Annotated in this window: 15 protein-coding genes and 1 pseudogene; 12 read left to right on the top strand and 4 right to left on the bottom strand. The window is 48.8% G+C overall.

Translation table 11 applies throughout. From position 1 onward, the window contains the following. Nucleotides 1-18: 18 nt before the first annotated feature. Nucleotides 19-2,172, top strand: coding sequence for an ATP-dependent helicase (locus JG50_RS0112525; RefSeq protein ID WP_152568575.1), 2,154 nt, complete (start codon nt 19-21; stop codon nt 2,170-2,172). A gap of 36 nt (nt 2,173-2,208) precedes the next feature. Here the strand turns inward: JG50_RS0112525 and JG50_RS0112520 are convergent, their stop codons facing one another. Continuing rightward, entirely contained in the window at nt 2,209-2,703 is a 495-nt protein-coding gene (locus JG50_RS0112520) for an inorganic diphosphatase (protein WP_033101451.1), read from the bottom strand. Between the two features lie 154 nt (nt 2,704-2,857). Between JG50_RS0112520 and JG50_RS0112515 the strand changes: the two genes are divergently transcribed. Then, entirely contained in the window at nt 2,858-3,199 is a 342-nt protein-coding gene (locus JG50_RS0112515) for a rhodanese-like domain-containing protein (protein ID WP_052154286.1), read from the top strand. A gap of 130 nt (nt 3,200-3,329) precedes the next feature. Here the strand turns inward: JG50_RS0112515 and JG50_RS0112510 are convergent, their stop codons facing one another. Continuing rightward, nucleotides 3,330-3,539: a ferredoxin gene (locus JG50_RS0112510; RefSeq protein ID WP_033101450.1), complete on the bottom strand. Its 210-nt coding sequence runs from the start codon at nt 3,537-3,539 to the stop codon at nt 3,330-3,332. A gap of 513 nt (nt 3,540-4,052) precedes the next feature. Between JG50_RS0112510 and JG50_RS0112500 the strand changes: the two genes are divergently transcribed. After that, the gene (locus JG50_RS0112500) at nt 4,053-4,643 is read left to right on the top strand and encodes a genetic competence negative regulator (RefSeq protein WP_033101448.1); all 591 of its coding nucleotides are present in this window, start codon (nt 4,053-4,055) and stop codon (nt 4,641-4,643) included. A gap of 71 nt (nt 4,644-4,714) precedes the next feature. On the opposite strand, the gene JG50_RS0112495 is transcribed toward JG50_RS0112500, so the two are convergent. Next, nucleotides 4,715-5,392, bottom strand: coding sequence for a PIG-L deacetylase family protein (locus JG50_RS0112495; RefSeq protein ID WP_033101447.1), 678 nt, complete (start codon nt 5,390-5,392; stop codon nt 4,715-4,717). 308 nt (nt 5,393-5,700) lie between these two features. On the opposite strand from JG50_RS0112495, the gene JG50_RS0112490 reads away from it, so the two are divergent. Beyond that, complete coding sequence (locus JG50_RS0112490) at nt 5,701-6,984, top strand: Glu/Leu/Phe/Val family dehydrogenase (RefSeq protein ID WP_033101446.1); 1,284 nt, start codon at nt 5,701-5,703, stop codon at nt 6,982-6,984. Nucleotides 6,985-7,070: 86 nt separating this feature from the next. Further along, the gene (locus tag JG50_RS0112485) at nt 7,071-8,030 is read left to right on the top strand and encodes a YpdA family putative bacillithiol disulfide reductase (protein ID WP_309485173.1); all 960 of its coding nucleotides are present in this window, start codon (nt 7,071-7,073) and stop codon (nt 8,028-8,030) included. Between the two features lie 156 nt (nt 8,031-8,186). Here the strand turns inward: JG50_RS0112485 and JG50_RS0112480 are convergent, their stop codons facing one another. Next, nucleotides 8,187-9,182, bottom strand: coding sequence for an asparaginase (locus JG50_RS0112480; RefSeq protein ID WP_304650700.1), 996 nt, complete (start codon nt 9,180-9,182; stop codon nt 8,187-8,189). A 76-nt stretch (nt 9,183-9,258) separates the two neighbouring features. Here JG50_RS0112480 and JG50_RS20505 point away from each other — a divergent pair, with 76 nt between their 5' ends. The 7 genes and pseudogenes from JG50_RS20505 (at nt 9,259) to JG50_RS0112450 (ending at nt 15,077) form a co-directional block, all read left to right on the top strand. Beyond that, nucleotides 9,259-9,426 carry a hypothetical protein gene (locus tag JG50_RS20505; protein ID WP_181735418.1) on the top strand — a complete coding sequence of 56 codons (168 nt, stop codon included), beginning with the start codon at nt 9,259-9,261 and terminating at the stop codon, nt 9,424-9,426. A gap of 181 nt (nt 9,427-9,607) precedes the next feature. Next, nucleotides 9,608-10,012: pseudogene (locus JG50_RS0112475) on the top strand (cell wall hydrolase); the annotation flags it as partial. Nucleotides 10,013-10,026: 14 nt separating this feature from the next. Continuing rightward, nucleotides 10,027-11,373, top strand: a complete 1,347-nt coding sequence (ypeB, locus tag JG50_RS0112470; protein WP_033101444.1) for a germination protein YpeB — start codon at nt 10,027-10,029, stop codon at nt 11,371-11,373. Nucleotides 11,374-11,676: 303 nt separating this feature from the next. Then, nucleotides 11,677-12,345 (top strand): (d)CMP kinase, encoded by a 669-nt coding sequence (cmk, locus tag JG50_RS0112465; RefSeq protein WP_033101443.1) that lies wholly within the window; start codon nt 11,677-11,679, stop codon nt 12,343-12,345. Nucleotides 12,346-12,349: 4 nt separating this feature from the next. Further along, nucleotides 12,350-12,937, top strand: a complete 588-nt coding sequence (locus JG50_RS0112460) for a lysophospholipid acyltransferase family protein (RefSeq protein WP_052154285.1) — start codon at nt 12,350-12,352, stop codon at nt 12,935-12,937. 99 nt (nt 12,938-13,036) lie between these two features. Continuing rightward, nucleotides 13,037-14,185, top strand: coding sequence for a 30S ribosomal protein S1 (gene rpsA / locus JG50_RS0112455; RefSeq protein WP_033101442.1), 1,149 nt, complete (start codon nt 13,037-13,039; stop codon nt 14,183-14,185). A gap of 268 nt (nt 14,186-14,453) precedes the next feature. Further along, complete coding sequence (locus JG50_RS0112450; RefSeq protein WP_033101441.1) at nt 14,454-15,077, top strand: hypothetical protein; 624 nt, start codon at nt 14,454-14,456, stop codon at nt 15,075-15,077. The last annotated feature ends 50 nt before the right edge of the window (nt 15,078-15,127 follow it).

Below are 15,127 nucleotides of genomic sequence, written 5' to 3'. Positions count from 1 at the left end.
AAGGAGGGATTTGTTGCAATGATGAATGCGACAGTGAAAGAGATGATTTTAAGCGGGCTTAACGAAGAGCAATGCCGGGCGGTTACGGCGCCGGAAGGGCCGGTTGCCGTTTTTGCCGGGCCCGGGAGCGGAAAAACCACGGTATTGACGCGCAGGATTTTGTATTTGCTGGAACAGGGGAATTCAGCAAACCAATTGATGGTGGTCACATTTACCCGTGCAGCCACGCGGGAGATGAAAGCGAGATTGGAGCAGATTGCGCCCGGACAGAGTAAAGAGATGTACATCGGGACTTTTCACTCGCTTTTTTTCCGTATGTTGCGGGAGAGCGGGGAGTTTCCGCCGCCATTGCTTGGCGCGAAGGAACAAGCGGGATGGATTCGGGAGATTTTGGGGCAGAAGGAGCAGCCTGCGGATGAAGAGACCATTGGTACATATCTCAATCAGATCGGCCTTTGCAAAGGGAACGCGATATTGCCGGGGCAATTAAAGGTGCAAAAGCAGAAAAATGTTTTATTTCGCGATGTTTTTTCCGCTTATGAAGAGAGGAAGCAAGCAGAGGGGGTATGGGATTACGACGATATTCTGCTCGCCGTTTACAGCCGGTTGAAGCGCCCCGGTTTCAGGGACTACTGGCAAAATCGCTTTCGCCATCTTCTGGTGGATGAATTTCAAGACATCAATCGTGTGCAATACGACGTTCTCATCCAGCTGGCTGCCGGGCACCGCTGCCTTTTTGCCGTCGGGGATGATGACCAGGCCATTTACGGATTTCGGGGAAGCGATCCCCGGTTTATGTTGAAGATCAGTGAGGATTTTCCGGAAGCGAGGCGAATTATCCTTACGGTCAATTATCGTTCAACAGAGGAGATTATTGGGCTCAGCGAGCGACTGATCAGGAAAAACCGTTTGCGGCAACCCAAAACGCGAATCGGGACGGGAAAAACGGGAACCCGCATCAACTGGTGGGAGCCGGAGGATGAAAACGATGAAGCCCGGCGCATTCTTCTCTGTTTGCGCGATGGAAAGGAATCGGCCATCCTGTTCCGCACCCTGACACAGGCAAGAGCGATTATCGATGAGTTGGTTCGCCGGAATATCCCTTTTTTTGTGAATGATGGTTCATACTCTTTTTACCGCCGCTTTCAGGTGCAGGATATGTTTGCCTATTTGAAATTGGCTTCCGACCCGAATGATCTCGATGCATTGGCGCGAATCATCAACAAACCGAAGCGATACCTGTTCGGCGAAGAATGGCTGGATGCTCTGTGGAATTTGGCGCGCAAGCGGAATTTGTCGTTGCTGGAGGCGTTGCCGCATCTGCCGGGTTTGGAGCCGTACCAGATCCGTTATTTCAAGGAGATGCGTGAACATGTGTTTTCGCTGAAAAACATGTCCGCTGCGGCAGCGATTCGCGCCATCCGTGAAACGATCGGGTATGATCGATACTTAAAAGCTTTTGCGCAGGAGACCGGTTCGGATCTCACCAGTTTGATGGAGCCGGCAGATGAGCTCTTGCTCGCCGCCGAGCCGTTTTCCGACGGACAAGCATTGATGGAGCATGCAAAAAAAGTGGAAGCCCGCCTGAAAATACCGGATGAGCAGGCCAAAGTGAAGCTGATGACGTTTCACCGTTCCAAGGGGTTGGAATTTGACCGGGTCTTTCTGATCGGTTTGCACGCCATGGTTCTTCCTCATTACCGGAGTCTCCAGGTTCCGGAACAGCGGAAAAACGCAGCCTGGGAGGAGGAACGCCGCCTTTTTTACGTCGGCATCACCAGGGCCCGGAAAGAATTGTATCTGTCCGCCAGCAAGACGAGGCAGGGAAAACGGAGTGGAATCTCCCCTTTTCTAAAGGAAATGGGCTTTGCCGGCGGGGAGGAATCAGATCGCGATCCGGTGCTGCAACCCAAACGGCTGCCGGAAGCGGCGGCATGGCGGCAAAGGAGCAGGGAGCAGCCGCAACTTCGCTTCAGCCATGAAGAGGTCGCACAGGGAATGAGGGTGAATCATATCAAATTCGGTGAAGGAGTCGTCACCGAGGTGGCGAGATTGGAAGGAGTTGCTCCCGGACGAAAAATCATGGTCCGGTTTGCGGATGGATTGCAGAGTCTTCATTATGAATTGTCAAGACAGCTGGGACTCATTGAACTGCATGCAAAAAAACCCTGACTTCCGTGGAGGCGAAGCCAGGGTTTTCTTGTTTTTTTATTTGTTTTGCTGATAGCGGTTTTGGCACTCGGCATACAGTTTGGCCGCAAAATCGGCATCTCTCCAACCAACGATGTTGGTTTCTTTTTTTTCCAGGTCTTTGTACACTTTAAAGAAATGCTCGATTTCGCTCAGAATGTGGGGCGGCACGTCATCGAGGCTGTTCACTCCGTTAAAGCGTGGATCATCCTCCGGAACGGCCAGCAATTTCTCGTCCGGACCTTTGTCATCGGACATGAGCAATACCCCGATGACACGGCTGGAGATCACGCAGCCCGGGAAAGTGGGGAACGTGGTGAGTACCAGAATGTCCAACGGATCTCCGTCTTCGGCAAGGGTGTTTTCCAGATAACCGTATTCGGTCGGATAATGCATCGGGGAATAAAGAACGCGATCGAGGCGGAATACCCCTTTTTCCTTGTCAAATTCATATTTGTTTTGGCTTCCTGTGGGAATTTCGATGAATGCATCAACTACGAGGTTGTTTGCCATTCCACATCCTCCTAACTATGTATCCTTTAAGGGATAAAAATTACCTAACCCCCATTGTAGTCGGTTTTAGGCGAAGACGCAAATAAAATGACTCCGGAAAGTGCCGGGGGGACGGATTGTGTTAAAATGAAGGAAAAAAAGGTGAGAATGAGCAATGGCTAACCAAAATCCATCCCATATTTCTGCGGAAGAATTTGCCCGAAAGTACAAAAGCGGAGCCCTTCATCCCAATGAAGTGATTGATGTCCGCGAGCCGGAAGAATGGAGGATGGCCCGGTTGGAGAACTGCAAGTTTATCCCAATGGGATCCATTTCCGAGCGCATTCATGAACTGGATCCGGAGCAAAAAATATACGTGATGTGCGCACATGGGATTCGCAGCCTGCATGTCGTCCGTTTTTTGTCAGATCATGGCTTTGCCGATGTCGTCAATGTGGATGGCGGATTGGCGGAAGTGAGTTTGTATTTGGAAGAAGGGGATCTGCGTCAAGGATAGTGCGGTTTCTTTTGTGACAAAGGAGGGCGGGCTCGGGGAGGGAGGAAGCTCGCTTTCTTTTGCGACAAAAGCGAAAAAGCCACTCAGGGAACTGAGCAGCTTTTAGGCCATGGTTACTCTTCCGTGCTTTTTACTCTTCAACTTTAATGGAGTCAGTCGGGCAACCTTCTTGCGCATCGCGGACATCGTCCCACAGGTCTTCAGGGACATCGGCCGTTCCTGTGTTATCATCAAGAATTACATATGCGATTCCATCTTCATCATAATCATAGACATCCGGAGCAGTTGCACCGCAAGCTCCACATGCAATGCAAGTATCTTTGTCTACCCAAGTGCGCATAAGAATAATTCTCCTCCCATGAATATTCCGAATGAGCTAAGTCCACTTCCAACATCCCCATTTTAGAATGATTTGGTTAGAATTGCAAGGAGCAAACCATCCACAGAACCGAAAGTCAAGAGAATGGATGCATACCCTGAGGACATGAACGCATGATCATTTTTTCCTTCGTTTTCTTCCAGGCAAATCAGGATCAATGCGGCGATCACGGGAGCAGAGTGCTGCTTGACTTTCCCGGAAAGTTGATGCCTCTTGCGGGAGTGGCCAAGCATCAGTAAAATATTGACATGGAATGCGGGGAGATTTTCATTCAAGCAAATGAATTGAATGAAAACGGATCTTGTGCGTGGCCCCGGCATCATGATATGCTGTTTGCCATGCTTGGACTATGCAAGTACCCGCTTCTTTGTGTATGATATTCATAAAGAAAAATAGGAGACTTGACCTCGTAACAGAGCGTTTATTTTTCACATATCTTAGTATTGGGAGGTCTCCAGCGAGGGAGGGTAGGCCATGCGTGTCGAGCGTCTTGGGGGAGATAAAATTCGCTTCTTCTTGACCTTGGATGATCTCGCTGACCGTGGGATTGAGAGGGAAGATATGTGGCGTGATATCCCCAAAGTTCACGAGTTGTTCAATGACATGATGGAACATGCCTATCAGGAATTGGGCTTTGAAGTGGCCGGTCCGGTCGCGGTGGAAGTATTTGCCTTACCCGCACAGGGAATGGTAGTGGTAGTCACCCGTGGGCGTACATCGAAAGCGGAGGATGATTTTGAACATGATGAAGAACTGTATGAACTCGAAGTAACCATGGAAGAGACAGAAGATATCATCTTCCGTTTTGCCGACTTCGAAGACGTCATTCAGGCTGCGATGCGCATGAGTTCTCTCGTGAAGCAGGGCGGATGTCTGTACGCATATCAGAACAGATACTATTTGGTGTTTGGCCGTGATTTGGAAATCGATGATCTCCAAACCCTGGTGGCGATCCTTTCCGAATTTGGCGAGTCTTCTACCGTAACAGAACCCCTGCTGATCGAGTATGGTAAAACCGTGTGCGATCAAGATGCGATTAACCAAATCATTCGATATTTTGGATGAGATAAAAAACGCACCCAAAACAGGGTGCGTTTTCCTATTCATTCATCATGCTTGCAGGTGAATAAAAAAATTTATTTTTGTATAACTAATTGATAATATTCTTCGGAGCGCAACCGGGTCCAGTCACCTTCCAGGACGCCGGGAAAGGCGCGCTCGACGGAAAGATGTTGTGTTTTATGGGCTTTGAGCGCCTGGGCGATTTTGTCGCGATAAGCAGTAACGTCAATTTTCCTGGATACATATGCATCCGGAACTGTATGAACCGCTCTTGCATGCAACTTAGCAATTGATTCCGGAATGACAATATAGTAAATTTTGGTAGGGAATGATATTTGCTCAACAGCGGCGAGTGTGGCTTTTTGAATCACTTTGTGATCTTGATGGCCGGAGATGCCGGACGGTGGAAAGGTAATCACGAGTTCCGGTCGAATCTGTTCGAGTACCGATCGTATATCCTCAACCAACCGTGAAAAGGGCTGATCTTTCAGCCGACCGTCTCCGAAATCACGCAGGATCAGGTTGTCGATTCCTAAGATTTGCGCCGCTTCTTGCAGTTCCTGAGTTCGCACGTGACCCAGTTCTTCTTTGCTGCAAACAGGAGGATTTCCCGTTTTTCCGGCGTCGCCGTGGGTTGCGCAGTACAGTGTTTGCTTTGCCCCCAGGGAGTGGAAACGAGCAATCGTTCCTCCGCAGGTAAAGGTTTCATCATCGGGGTGAGCAAAACAATAAAGAATGTTTTTTTCTGACATTTCCATACTTCCTCCTTGGGAAACGATCGAGCGGTTTGGGAACCCGGACTTATTTTCTCATATTTCTCGCTGTGGAGAAAGTAGCAGGTATCATTCGTGACTAGTCCGGCGAAATTTCGGTGTGGACTTAAGCAAAATCGGGAGGGGAGTGGTGTCCGTCTGACCGACCACGGGGAACGTGGGAAGGGAAGTGGAATACACGATCCGACCAGCAAACTTTTACAGAAAAGAGTTTAGATATTTTGAGGATTATTGTATACTGATAAATGTTTAACAGGCTTAGTAGTAATTTTTCTGAGGTGGTCAGGATGGAACAACAGTCAGTTGCAACAGGTCATCAACCGGATGAACAGGAAAATCTGGATGTCCTTGTTTCAACTCAAACGGTGATTAAAGAGGCGTTGGAAAAATTAGGATATCCTGAATCGGTTTACGAACTTTTGAAAGAGCCATTGCGTGTGTTAACGGTACGAATTCCCGTCCGGATGGATGATGGAACGGTTACCGTATTTACAGGTTATCGCGCTCAACACAATGACGCTGTTGGCCCGACCAAGGGAGGAGTGCGTTTCCACCCGGATGTAACAGAATCCGAAGTGAAAGCGTTATCAATCTGGATGAGTTTAAAAGCGGGGATTGTCGATCTGCCTTATGGCGGCGGAAAAGGAGGCATTATCTGTGACCCGCGCAAAATGTCCTTTCGCGAACTGGAGCGCCTTTCACGCGGGTATGTCCGTGCAATCAGCCAGCTCGTAGGGCCGACCAAAGATATCCCGGCACCCGATGTCTTTACCAATTCGCAAATCATGGCGTGGATGATGGACGAATACAGCCGTATCCGCGAGTTTGATTCTCCGGGGTTTATTACGGGCAAACCGCTTGTGCTGGGCGGATCCCGCGGGCGTGAAACGGCGACTGCCAAGGGCGTGACGCTCATGATCCGCGAAGCTGCGAAAAAACGTGGTTTAAACATCAAAGGAGCCCGCGTCGTGATTCAGGGTTTTGGCAATGCCGGAAGTTTCCTGGCCAAATTTATGCATGATGCGGGGGCGAGGGTGATCGGCATTTCCGATGCATACGGTGCCCTTCACGATCCCGACGGACTTGATATCGATTATTTATTGGATCGTCGCGATTCATTCGGTACGGTAACCAAATTGTTTAAGGATACGATTTCAAACCAAGAGCTGTTGGAACTTGACTGTGATATTCTGGTGCCTGCTGCTGTGGAAAACCAGATTACAGCCAAAAACGCCCATCGTATCAAAGCGGACATTGTCGTGGAAGCCGCCAACGGTCCGACGACTCTCGAAGCCACCAAAATTTTGCACGAACGGGGCATTTTGCTTGTTCCGGATGTATTGGCAAGTGCCGGCGGTGTGACTGTATCTTACTTTGAGTGGGTACAAAACAACCAGGGTTATTATTGGTCTGAAGAAGAAGTTGAACAAAAATTGGAAGACATTATGGTAAGGGCTTTCGAAAACGTCTACAATACAGCCAACAACCGGAAAGTGGATATGCGTCTGGCCGCGTATATGGTCGGCGTGCGAAAAATGGCAGAAGCATCTCGCTTTCGTGGCTGGGTATAGTATAATAAGAAGCAGTGTGAGAAGGACACCCTGTTTTTTCCGGGTGTTCTTCTTTTGTATCGCAGGAGGTGGCTGGATTGACAGATGTGATTATTGTAGGAGCAGGGCCTTGTGGCATTTCTGCTGCGATTGAGCTAAAAAAAGAGGGTTTCGAGCCACTGATTATTGAAAAAGGTTGTTTGGTGAATTCCATTTATCATTATCCTTTATCCATGACTTTTTTCAGTTCGGCTGATAAATTGGAGATCGGTGGCATTCCTTTTATTACGATCAATGAAAAACCGACCCGGCAGGAAGCGCTCGCCTATTTTCGCACCGTTTGCCGGGTGCATGAGCTGAACGTCCATACTTATGAAAAAGTGGTGCAAATGGACCGGACGGATTCCGGTTTCCGGGTGGTTACGGCAAAAAGGGATGAAAAGCGGGTTTATGAAGTGCCGGCGGTTGTGTTGGCAACAGGATATTATGACAATCCCCATCTTATGAATATACCCGGGGAAGAATCAGACCATGTCCATCATTATTTCCATGATGCCCATCCCTATGCCGATCAGAACGTTGTCGTCATCGGCGGGCGCAACTCGGCCATCGATGTGGCGCTTGATCTTCATCATGTCGGGGCAAACGTGACCATGGTTTACCGAAGAGAACAATTCAGCCCAAGTGTCAAAGCATGGGTAAAACCCGTGATTGAAGCAGCGATTGAAAAAGGAAGGGTCAAGATGTACTGGGGTTCTGAAGTGAAAGAGATCAAACCGAACAGCGTGGTCATCGAGCAGAACGAAAAGCAAATTGAGATCCCCGCGGATACCGTGTTTGCCATGACCGGTTATCGCCCCAACCTTGAACCGGTTCGGCGCCTGGGCGGAAAAATTGATGAGGATACCGGTGTTCCTTATTTAACGGAAGCGATGGAGACCACGATTCCCGGTCTGTATCTGGCTGGCGTGGTGGCAACCGGCCATGACTCGACCAAAATCTTTATCGAAAACGGCCGCCACCATGGGCGAATGATTGCTAGGGACTTGCGCAGAAAGCGTTCCTGAATGGCCGGGACAATCCGGGGATGTGTCTTTAAGCACCTTGCAAGAAAAGCCGGAAAACGCTGATGACCGACCACCAACATATTTTCACGGAATCAAGGCTCGGGAGAAACTGCATCTGCCGCGGGTAGGTGCAGTTTCTCTTTTTGTAGGGATAAATCATATTTTGAAGTAAGTTTCCAATTCGGTGCGATCATTGGTTACTTCAAGTGCCAGCATCAGTTTTATGCGGGCTTTCGGGCCGTTCAGCCCGTTGGCGAAGATCAGGCCCATCTGCTTTAATTGCCGGCCGCCGCCAATGTAATCATACGTATCCTGTACATAGCCATGATAGCAGCGGGAGACGAGGACGATCGGAATCTGTTTCTCCAAGGCCTGCTCTATTCCCGGAAGCATGGCGGGCGGCAGGTTTCCTTGGCCAAGCGCTTCAATGACGATCCCCTGATAGCCGCTGTCCACGGCCCAACGGATCATGGTGTCATCCATTCCGGCTGCGGCCTTGATCAATGCCACTTTCGCTTTTGGGGAGCAGAGGGGCAAGATTTTTTCGCGCGTCAGTTCGCGATGAAAGAGGATGTTCCTTTTTGTAATCAATCCTGCCGGCCCCAGCCCGGGAGATTGAAATGTGGCGACATTGCTAGTATGAGTTTTGGTCACCGTCTTGGCCGAATGGATCTCATCATTGAAGACGACAAGGGTGCCAAAGCCTTTCGCCTCTTCCTCTGCGGCGACGCGGACTGAATTTACCAGGTTATAGGGACCGTCGGCCCCCAGTTCATTTTGGCTGCGCATGGCTCCCGTAATGACGACAGGCTTATCGTTTGAGATGACCAGGTTCAAAAAGTATGCCGTCTCTTCAAGGGTATCGGTGCCGTGAGTGACGACCACCCCGTCAGCATCGTGTTGGAGCAGCGATTGAACCCGTTTGGCGAGGACATACATTTCGTGCGGGGTGATATGCGGACTGGGCAGGTTGAACAGGTGTTCCATTTCCACATCGGCAAATTGGTTAAGGAAGGGAAGCGTTTTTTGCAGCGCTTTCGGATCCTGCGGTTTGACACCTTCGGATTCGTCACTTTGCGACATTGCAATCGTTCCTCCCGTTGTGAGAACGATGATTTTCTTCATCTGTTGCGCCAACCTTTCTTGCTTCATAGTAAACCCGCCTCTATCGTATGGGACAGGGCATTCGCTGTCAATAATACGAAAAGAGGGAAAGGGGGAAAAGCGGATGAATGACAATGAAAAATACGTTGTCAATATTCATTGTAACCAGTGTGGAGAGCATTTTATCTTAAAAGGACGGATGCGCAAAGGAAAACTTGAGACGGGATTTAAGCGTTGCCTGTGCGACAATACCGGGGATTTTGAAATCCATAAAGAACCTTATCTCCCTTGAGGAAAGTCAGTCTCGGCTGCCGGGGTCAACCGACCCGGGCTTTTCTTTTTGCATAATCTGTGTTTTCCCCGCTCAAACTAGCAAAAGAATACGAAAGACGGAGGAAATGACAGTGAGAAATTGGATAAAGAGAGGAGTTATGACGGCCCTTTTCCTGGTGGTTGTTTTCGTCAGCGGAAGCGGGGGCGATTTTGTGAAAGCGGCAAATGCGGGAAATAGCAGCGGCGGCTTTTCCAAAAATGAAATTGACTTGCTGTCGCGCGCGGTTTACGGTGAGGCGCGCGGAGAGCCTTATATCGGTCAAGTCGCAATCGCAGCTGTTATTTTAAATCGGATGGAAAGTGAAAAATTTCCCCATACGGTAGCGGGGGTTGTATACCAACCGGGGGCATTTACCGCTGTAAGCGACGGGCAAGTTTGGCTGGAGCCGAATGAAACAGCACGAAAAGCGGTGATGGACGCGATCAATGGATGGGATCCGACCGGTGGTTGCATTTACTATTTTAATCCGGCCACGGCCACATCGAAATGGATTTGGTCCAGGCCGCAGAAACTGAAGATTGGAAAACACATTTTTTGTGAATAAGGAGGCGTGTTGCCATGTACCGCAGGGTGGCGGCCATTCTTTTCCCTATTACATTAATTGCCTTTGTAGCCGTAGCGGCATGGGGGTATCAGGAACATCAGGATAAAAACTCCATCCTCATCAAAGCGGAAAATACGTATCAAAGAGCGTTTCATGACCTGAACAACCATATGGACAAGTTGCAGGGGGAGTTGGGCAAATCATTGGCGCTCAACACCCAAAAACAGGTTTCCAATTCGATGACCAACGTCTGGCGTCTGGCATATGACGCACAGAGCGATATCGGTCAATTGCCGCTTACTCTGATGCCGTTTGATCAGGCGGAAAAGTTCTTGTCCCGCGTCGGCCGGTTTGCGTACAGTGTCGGGATTCGTGATCTGAACAAACACCCCTTAAACGACAAAGAGTGGAAAACATTGCATACCTTGTATAATCAGTCCAAACAGGTGCGGGACGATTTGGCAACGGTTCAAGAAAAGGTTCTTGACAAAAACCTGCGCTGGATGGATGTCGAATTGGCGGTTGCCACAGAAGACAAAAAAATGGATAACACCATTATCGACGGTTTTAAATTAGTAAACCAGAAAGTGAAAGAATTTCCGGAGGTCGACTGGGGACCGAGCGTCAGCAACATGGAGGCGCATGAGCGGCAACGGGCCAAAAATATTTCCGGTGCCAAAATTACCCCGCAACAGGCGAAACAGATCGTGGCCAGAGCCTTTGGAAAACACTCAACCAAAGGGATTTCCGTTACCCTGAACAAGAACGGGGATTATGAGAGTTACAGCGTTTTCTACAGAGGTGCAAAAAATACAGATGTTCATACCGAACTGACAGCCAAAGGCGGCCACATGGTCTGGATGATCTACGACCGCCCGGTAAAACGGCAGAATCTAAGCATGGAGCAGGCACTTCGCCATGCCCAAAACTTCCTGAACCGCATCGGTTATGTTCATATGGTTCCGATTTCTCATGATGAAACGGGGAATATTGTGTCCTTCAATTTTGTTCACCGGGAAAACGGGGTTTACATTTATCCGGAAACCCTGGTGGTAAAAGTGGCGTTGGACAATGGGGAAATCATGGGATTGCAAGCTGAACAATATGTTTTCAACAAGATCAAACGTCCTGAAATAAAGCCGAAACTGACCAAAGCGGAGGCGAAGAAAAAATTAAACTCCCATTTGAAAGTGAGAAAAAGCAATCTCGCTCTTATTTACAATGACAAGGGACAAGAGGTTTTGTGCTACGAATTTTTGGGGCAAATTGATCAAATTCAATACCGCATCTTCATCAATGCGTTGGACGGAAGCGAAGAGATGGTCGATCGCATTGAAAAGGCCGACGCGGATCAAATTTAAACTTTTAAGTGGGCCGATATAATAAAATCGGCTCATTTAATTGTTTTCATTGCAACTGTGACAAAATTATGTTATTCTTTAAACAGGTTTTCCTTGCTCTTGAGATACAGGGCTAGTTCTAATTTCCTATATCTCCGTGTAAAAAAGGAATACATAGCGCGAGATTGGCTGAAAAACAGGGTCGAGTTTTTCGATAGGGATTGTACTTGAGATCGATGGAATCGAATAAAGTAAACCCAATCGAGCAGGCACGGCCTGCTCTCGCCATTTTTTATCCCGTTTTAGGAAGGACTTACGGGCTTTATGAAACGTTTTTTGGTAGCAATCGACGGACCGGCTGGCGCCGGAAAAAGCACAGTGGCTCGTCAGGTAGCCAAACGTTTGGGGCTCGTCTACATCGATACTGGAGCGATGTACCGGGCACTGGCATGGAAAGCGCTTCGGGATAATATCCCGTTGCAGGATGAAGAATCCGTCACCCGGTTGGCGGAATCGCTCACGTTTACCCTTCATCCAAAAGGAATTTCCATAAATGGGCAGTATCTTTCCCATGAAATCCGGACACCGGAAATTTCGGCTGCGGCCTCCACCATTGCCCGCATGTTAGGGGTACGAAGGGTGCTGGTGAATAAACAGAGGGAGATTGCCGAAAAACAAAATGTAGTGATGGACGGACGTGACATCGGCACAAACGTGTTGCCGCACGCCGACTTGAAAATTTTCCTTACGGCTTCCATCGAAGAGCGGGCAAAGAGACGCTATAACGAGATGAAAGCCAAAGGATTGCCTGCAGATCTTGAGCAGTTGAAAAAAGAGATACGCGAGCGCGATGACCAAGACCGTACACGGGAGCATGCCCCCTTGAAACAGGCGGATGATGCGCTGCTCCTCGATACGACCCATCGCAGTATTGCGGAAATTGTTGAAAACATTCTGCAACTTTGTCGTAACAAATTGAGCAACAGGGAGTAAGATAATGTTATATGCTTCATTGCGTATAGCGGTTCGCAGCTTCTTTTCCTTTTTCTATCGTTGGAAAGTGGAAGGAGTTCATCATATTCCCAAAGAAGGGCCTGTGGTTATTTGTGCCAACCACATAAGCAATCTTGATCCACCGCTGTTGGGAGCTGCCATGGATCGGAGAATCCATTTCATGGCCAAACAGGAATTGTTTCGCATTCCCCTCTTCTCTATGTTGATCCGAGTGCTGGGCGCATTTCCGGTCAAGCGGGGCAGCGGGGACCTGCAAGCTCTTAAACAGGCGCTTCGTCTCTTGCAGGAAGAGAAGGTGCTGGGGATTTTTCCTGAAGGAACCAGATCAAGGGACGGAAAGCTTGGTAGAGCGCATACCGGTGCGGCCCTGATTGCCCTCAGAGCAGGAGCACCTGTCGTTCCGGCAGCGATTATCGGGCCTTATCGCTTATTTCGACCCGTGAGGATCATATTTGGACAGCCAATTGAAGTGACTTCCCCGGCCCGGGAGAAAATCGGGATGAAAGAAGCTGCTGCACTTACTGATCGCATCATGAATGAGATTAAACAAATGATTGATCAACATCGGTAATTAGATCATCAGAAAAAGGAACAATCATGAACCTTTTTCACTCTGATCTTATATCATAAAGGATTTTAGATTGTTTGGAGATTGAGGAGGGGCTCGTTTATGACCGAAGAAATGAAATCTGAATTAACGGAAGTTACCACTTTGCAAGTGGGCGATGTATTGAAAGGGAAAGTCGTCCAAGTGGAAAACAATCAGGCTCTGGTTGATGTGGGATACAAGTTTGAAGCTGTATTGCCCATTTCCGAACTGTCCAGCTTGCATGTTGATCAGGTGTCTGACGTTTTAAGCGTCGGTGACGAAGTGGAAGTGAAAGTGCTGCGCATCCGCGAAGACGAAGACAAACTGATCGTCTCCAAAAAAGCGGTCGACGCTGAGGCTGCCTGGAGCGAACTGCAACGCAAATATGAAACAGGCGAAACACTGACAGCAACCGTGGCGGACATCGTCAAAGGCGGTCTGGTCGTCGATGTGGGTGTGCGCGGATTTATCCCGGCTTCCCATGTTGAACGCCATTTCGTCGAAGATTTTACGGATTACAAAGGCAGGGAACTCACTCTGAAAGTGATTGAAATCGATCCGGAGAAAAATAAGCTGATCCTCTCCCACAAAGCGGTTTTGGAAGATGAGTTGAACCGTAAAAAAGAGGAAACGCTTGCCTCGCTGGAAGAAGGGCAAGTGCTGGAGGGAACGGTTCAGCGCTTGACCGATTTTGGTGCATTTGTGGATATTGGCGGCGTTGACGGACTGGTTCACGTTTCCGAACTGGCTTGGCATCGAGTGGAACATCCGGCGGATGTGCTCAAAGAAGGCGACCGGGTAAAAGTGAAAGTACTGAAAGTAAACCGCGAGCAGGAACGGATCAGCCTGAGCATCAAAGAAACGCAGGAAGGTCCGTGGGAGCAGGTGCAAAAACATATTCAAATCGGCGATGTCGTAACCGGGAAAGTGAAACGCCTCGCATCTTTCGGCGCATTTGTTGAGGTATATCCGGGTGTGGAAGGTCTGGTTCACGTATCGCAAATCTCCCGGCGCCATGTGGCCACTCCGGCTGAAGTGCTGGAAGAAGGTCAAGAAGTGCAAGTGAAAGTGCTCGACATGCAGCCCGAACAAAAACGGATCAGCCTGAGCATGAAGGAAGTTGAACCGGAAGAGTTACGCGAAGAGGCTGAGCAATTCGAGAATCTTCAATCCTCCGGTCTCAATGTAACCTTGGGCGATGTTTATCCCGAGCTTCGCAAATTGAAATAATCGGAAATTCTTTGCAACGGACAGAGGATAAGGCGGAGAAGAGCCTTTTCTCTGTCCTTTTTTGCAGTGAAGTTGGTTGCTGTTCGGGTGTGGCGCCAGGACTTTCGCAATTTTCAGTAGACTGCACGACTTCACATCCATCGCTCCAGATCGGGAGAACGGAACATGAAAGTTTCTGTCCCAATATTTTACTCCTCCACCATTTGCAAAAACGGCTGAAGGCAAGGGGAAACTATAAAAAATCATTCGGACAGAAAGGGGGAAGAAAGTGGAAGCCGGGATATTGGCACTTTTATGCCTGGCCGTCTTGTCGATTCTCGTTTGTACAGGTTGGTTGCCGGGTTTGGAACAGGAATTATCCCTCGGCAAGCGCGATCTTTTCATTTTTTTGGCGCTTTCTTTCTGGTTTGCCATCCGACTTCCCCTGAGCATGGATCCGGCCCTTTTTATTCATCCGGGAATCTTTTCTTTATTTCTTCTCTTTTTTATATTGTTAAAACAAATTTCCCCGAATCGTCTGCTGAGCTTGGTCAGTTTCTCCATCTGCACGAGCTCGATTCTGTTTATTTGGCATGAAATGTTCAGAATGAGCGGGGATTGGTCTGATTCTCTCTTTCGCACTGTCACATCAACGGTGATTCCATTGGGGGCCTTAGCCGTTTCCAATGTTCTGGGAGAGAAAATGTTTTATCTGGCGTTCACCTTCCTTTCCTTGCATTTGATTGTGCTCTATTTTCACAGGGAAGCGTTAAGTCCCGTTGTCATCGGGGAAGAGGCTTTTTTGGACGCGTTTTGGTTGGCTTTGACGATCTTTGTTCTGCTGCTCGAGCCAATTCCTTCCCTTGTGCGGTGGATCAGGGAAGGAGGTTTTCCGGGGATCAGAAAGCGTTGACGGTTGCCTCAGCGAACATTTATGGATAAGATTAGGTATGACTTTACTCT

The organism is Thermoactinomyces daqus, from assembly GCF_000763315.1.
GTDB lineage: Bacteria > Bacillota > Bacilli > Thermoactinomycetales > Thermoactinomycetaceae > Thermoactinomyces_A > Thermoactinomyces_A daqus.
Note: the sequence above shows the minus strand (reverse complement) of the source record. Positions and strands in the feature narration are given on the sequence as shown.

Bases quoted from the DNA above. Each gene is read 5' to 3' on its own strand.
- JG50_RS0112525 (WP_152568575.1), top strand. From the start codon at position 19: ATGATGAATGCGACAGTGAAAGAGATGATTTTAAGCGGGCTTAACGAA.
- JG50_RS0112520 (WP_033101451.1), bottom strand. From the start codon at position 2,703: ATGGCAAACAACCTCGTAGTTGATGCATTCATCGAAATTCCCACAGGA.
- JG50_RS0112515 (WP_052154286.1), top strand. From the start codon at position 2,858: ATGGCTAACCAAAATCCATCCCATATTTCTGCGGAAGAATTTGCCCGA.
- JG50_RS0112510 (WP_033101450.1), bottom strand. From the start codon at position 3,539: ATGCGCACTTGGGTAGACAAAGATACTTGCATTGCATGTGGAGCTTGC.
- JG50_RS0112500 (WP_033101448.1), top strand. From the start codon at position 4,053: ATGCGTGTCGAGCGTCTTGGGGGAGATAAAATTCGCTTCTTCTTGACC.
- JG50_RS0112495 (WP_033101447.1), bottom strand. From the start codon at position 5,392: ATGTCAGAAAAAAACATTCTTTATTGTTTTGCTCACCCCGATGATGAA.
- JG50_RS0112490 (WP_033101446.1), top strand. From the start codon at position 5,701: ATGGAACAACAGTCAGTTGCAACAGGTCATCAACCGGATGAACAGGAA.
- JG50_RS0112480 (WP_304650700.1), bottom strand. From the start codon at position 9,182: ATGAAGCAAGAAAGGTTGGCGCAACAGATGAAGAAAATCATCGTTCTC.
- JG50_RS20505 (WP_181735418.1), top strand. From the start codon at position 9,259: ATGAATGACAATGAAAAATACGTTGTCAATATTCATTGTAACCAGTGT.
- ypeB (WP_033101444.1), top strand. From the start codon at position 10,027: ATGTACCGCAGGGTGGCGGCCATTCTTTTCCCTATTACATTAATTGCC.
- cmk (WP_033101443.1), top strand. From the start codon at position 11,677: ATGAAACGTTTTTTGGTAGCAATCGACGGACCGGCTGGCGCCGGAAAA.
- JG50_RS0112460 (WP_052154285.1), top strand. From the start codon at position 12,350: ATGTTATATGCTTCATTGCGTATAGCGGTTCGCAGCTTCTTTTCCTTT.
- rpsA (WP_033101442.1), top strand. From the start codon at position 13,037: ATGACCGAAGAAATGAAATCTGAATTAACGGAAGTTACCACTTTGCAA.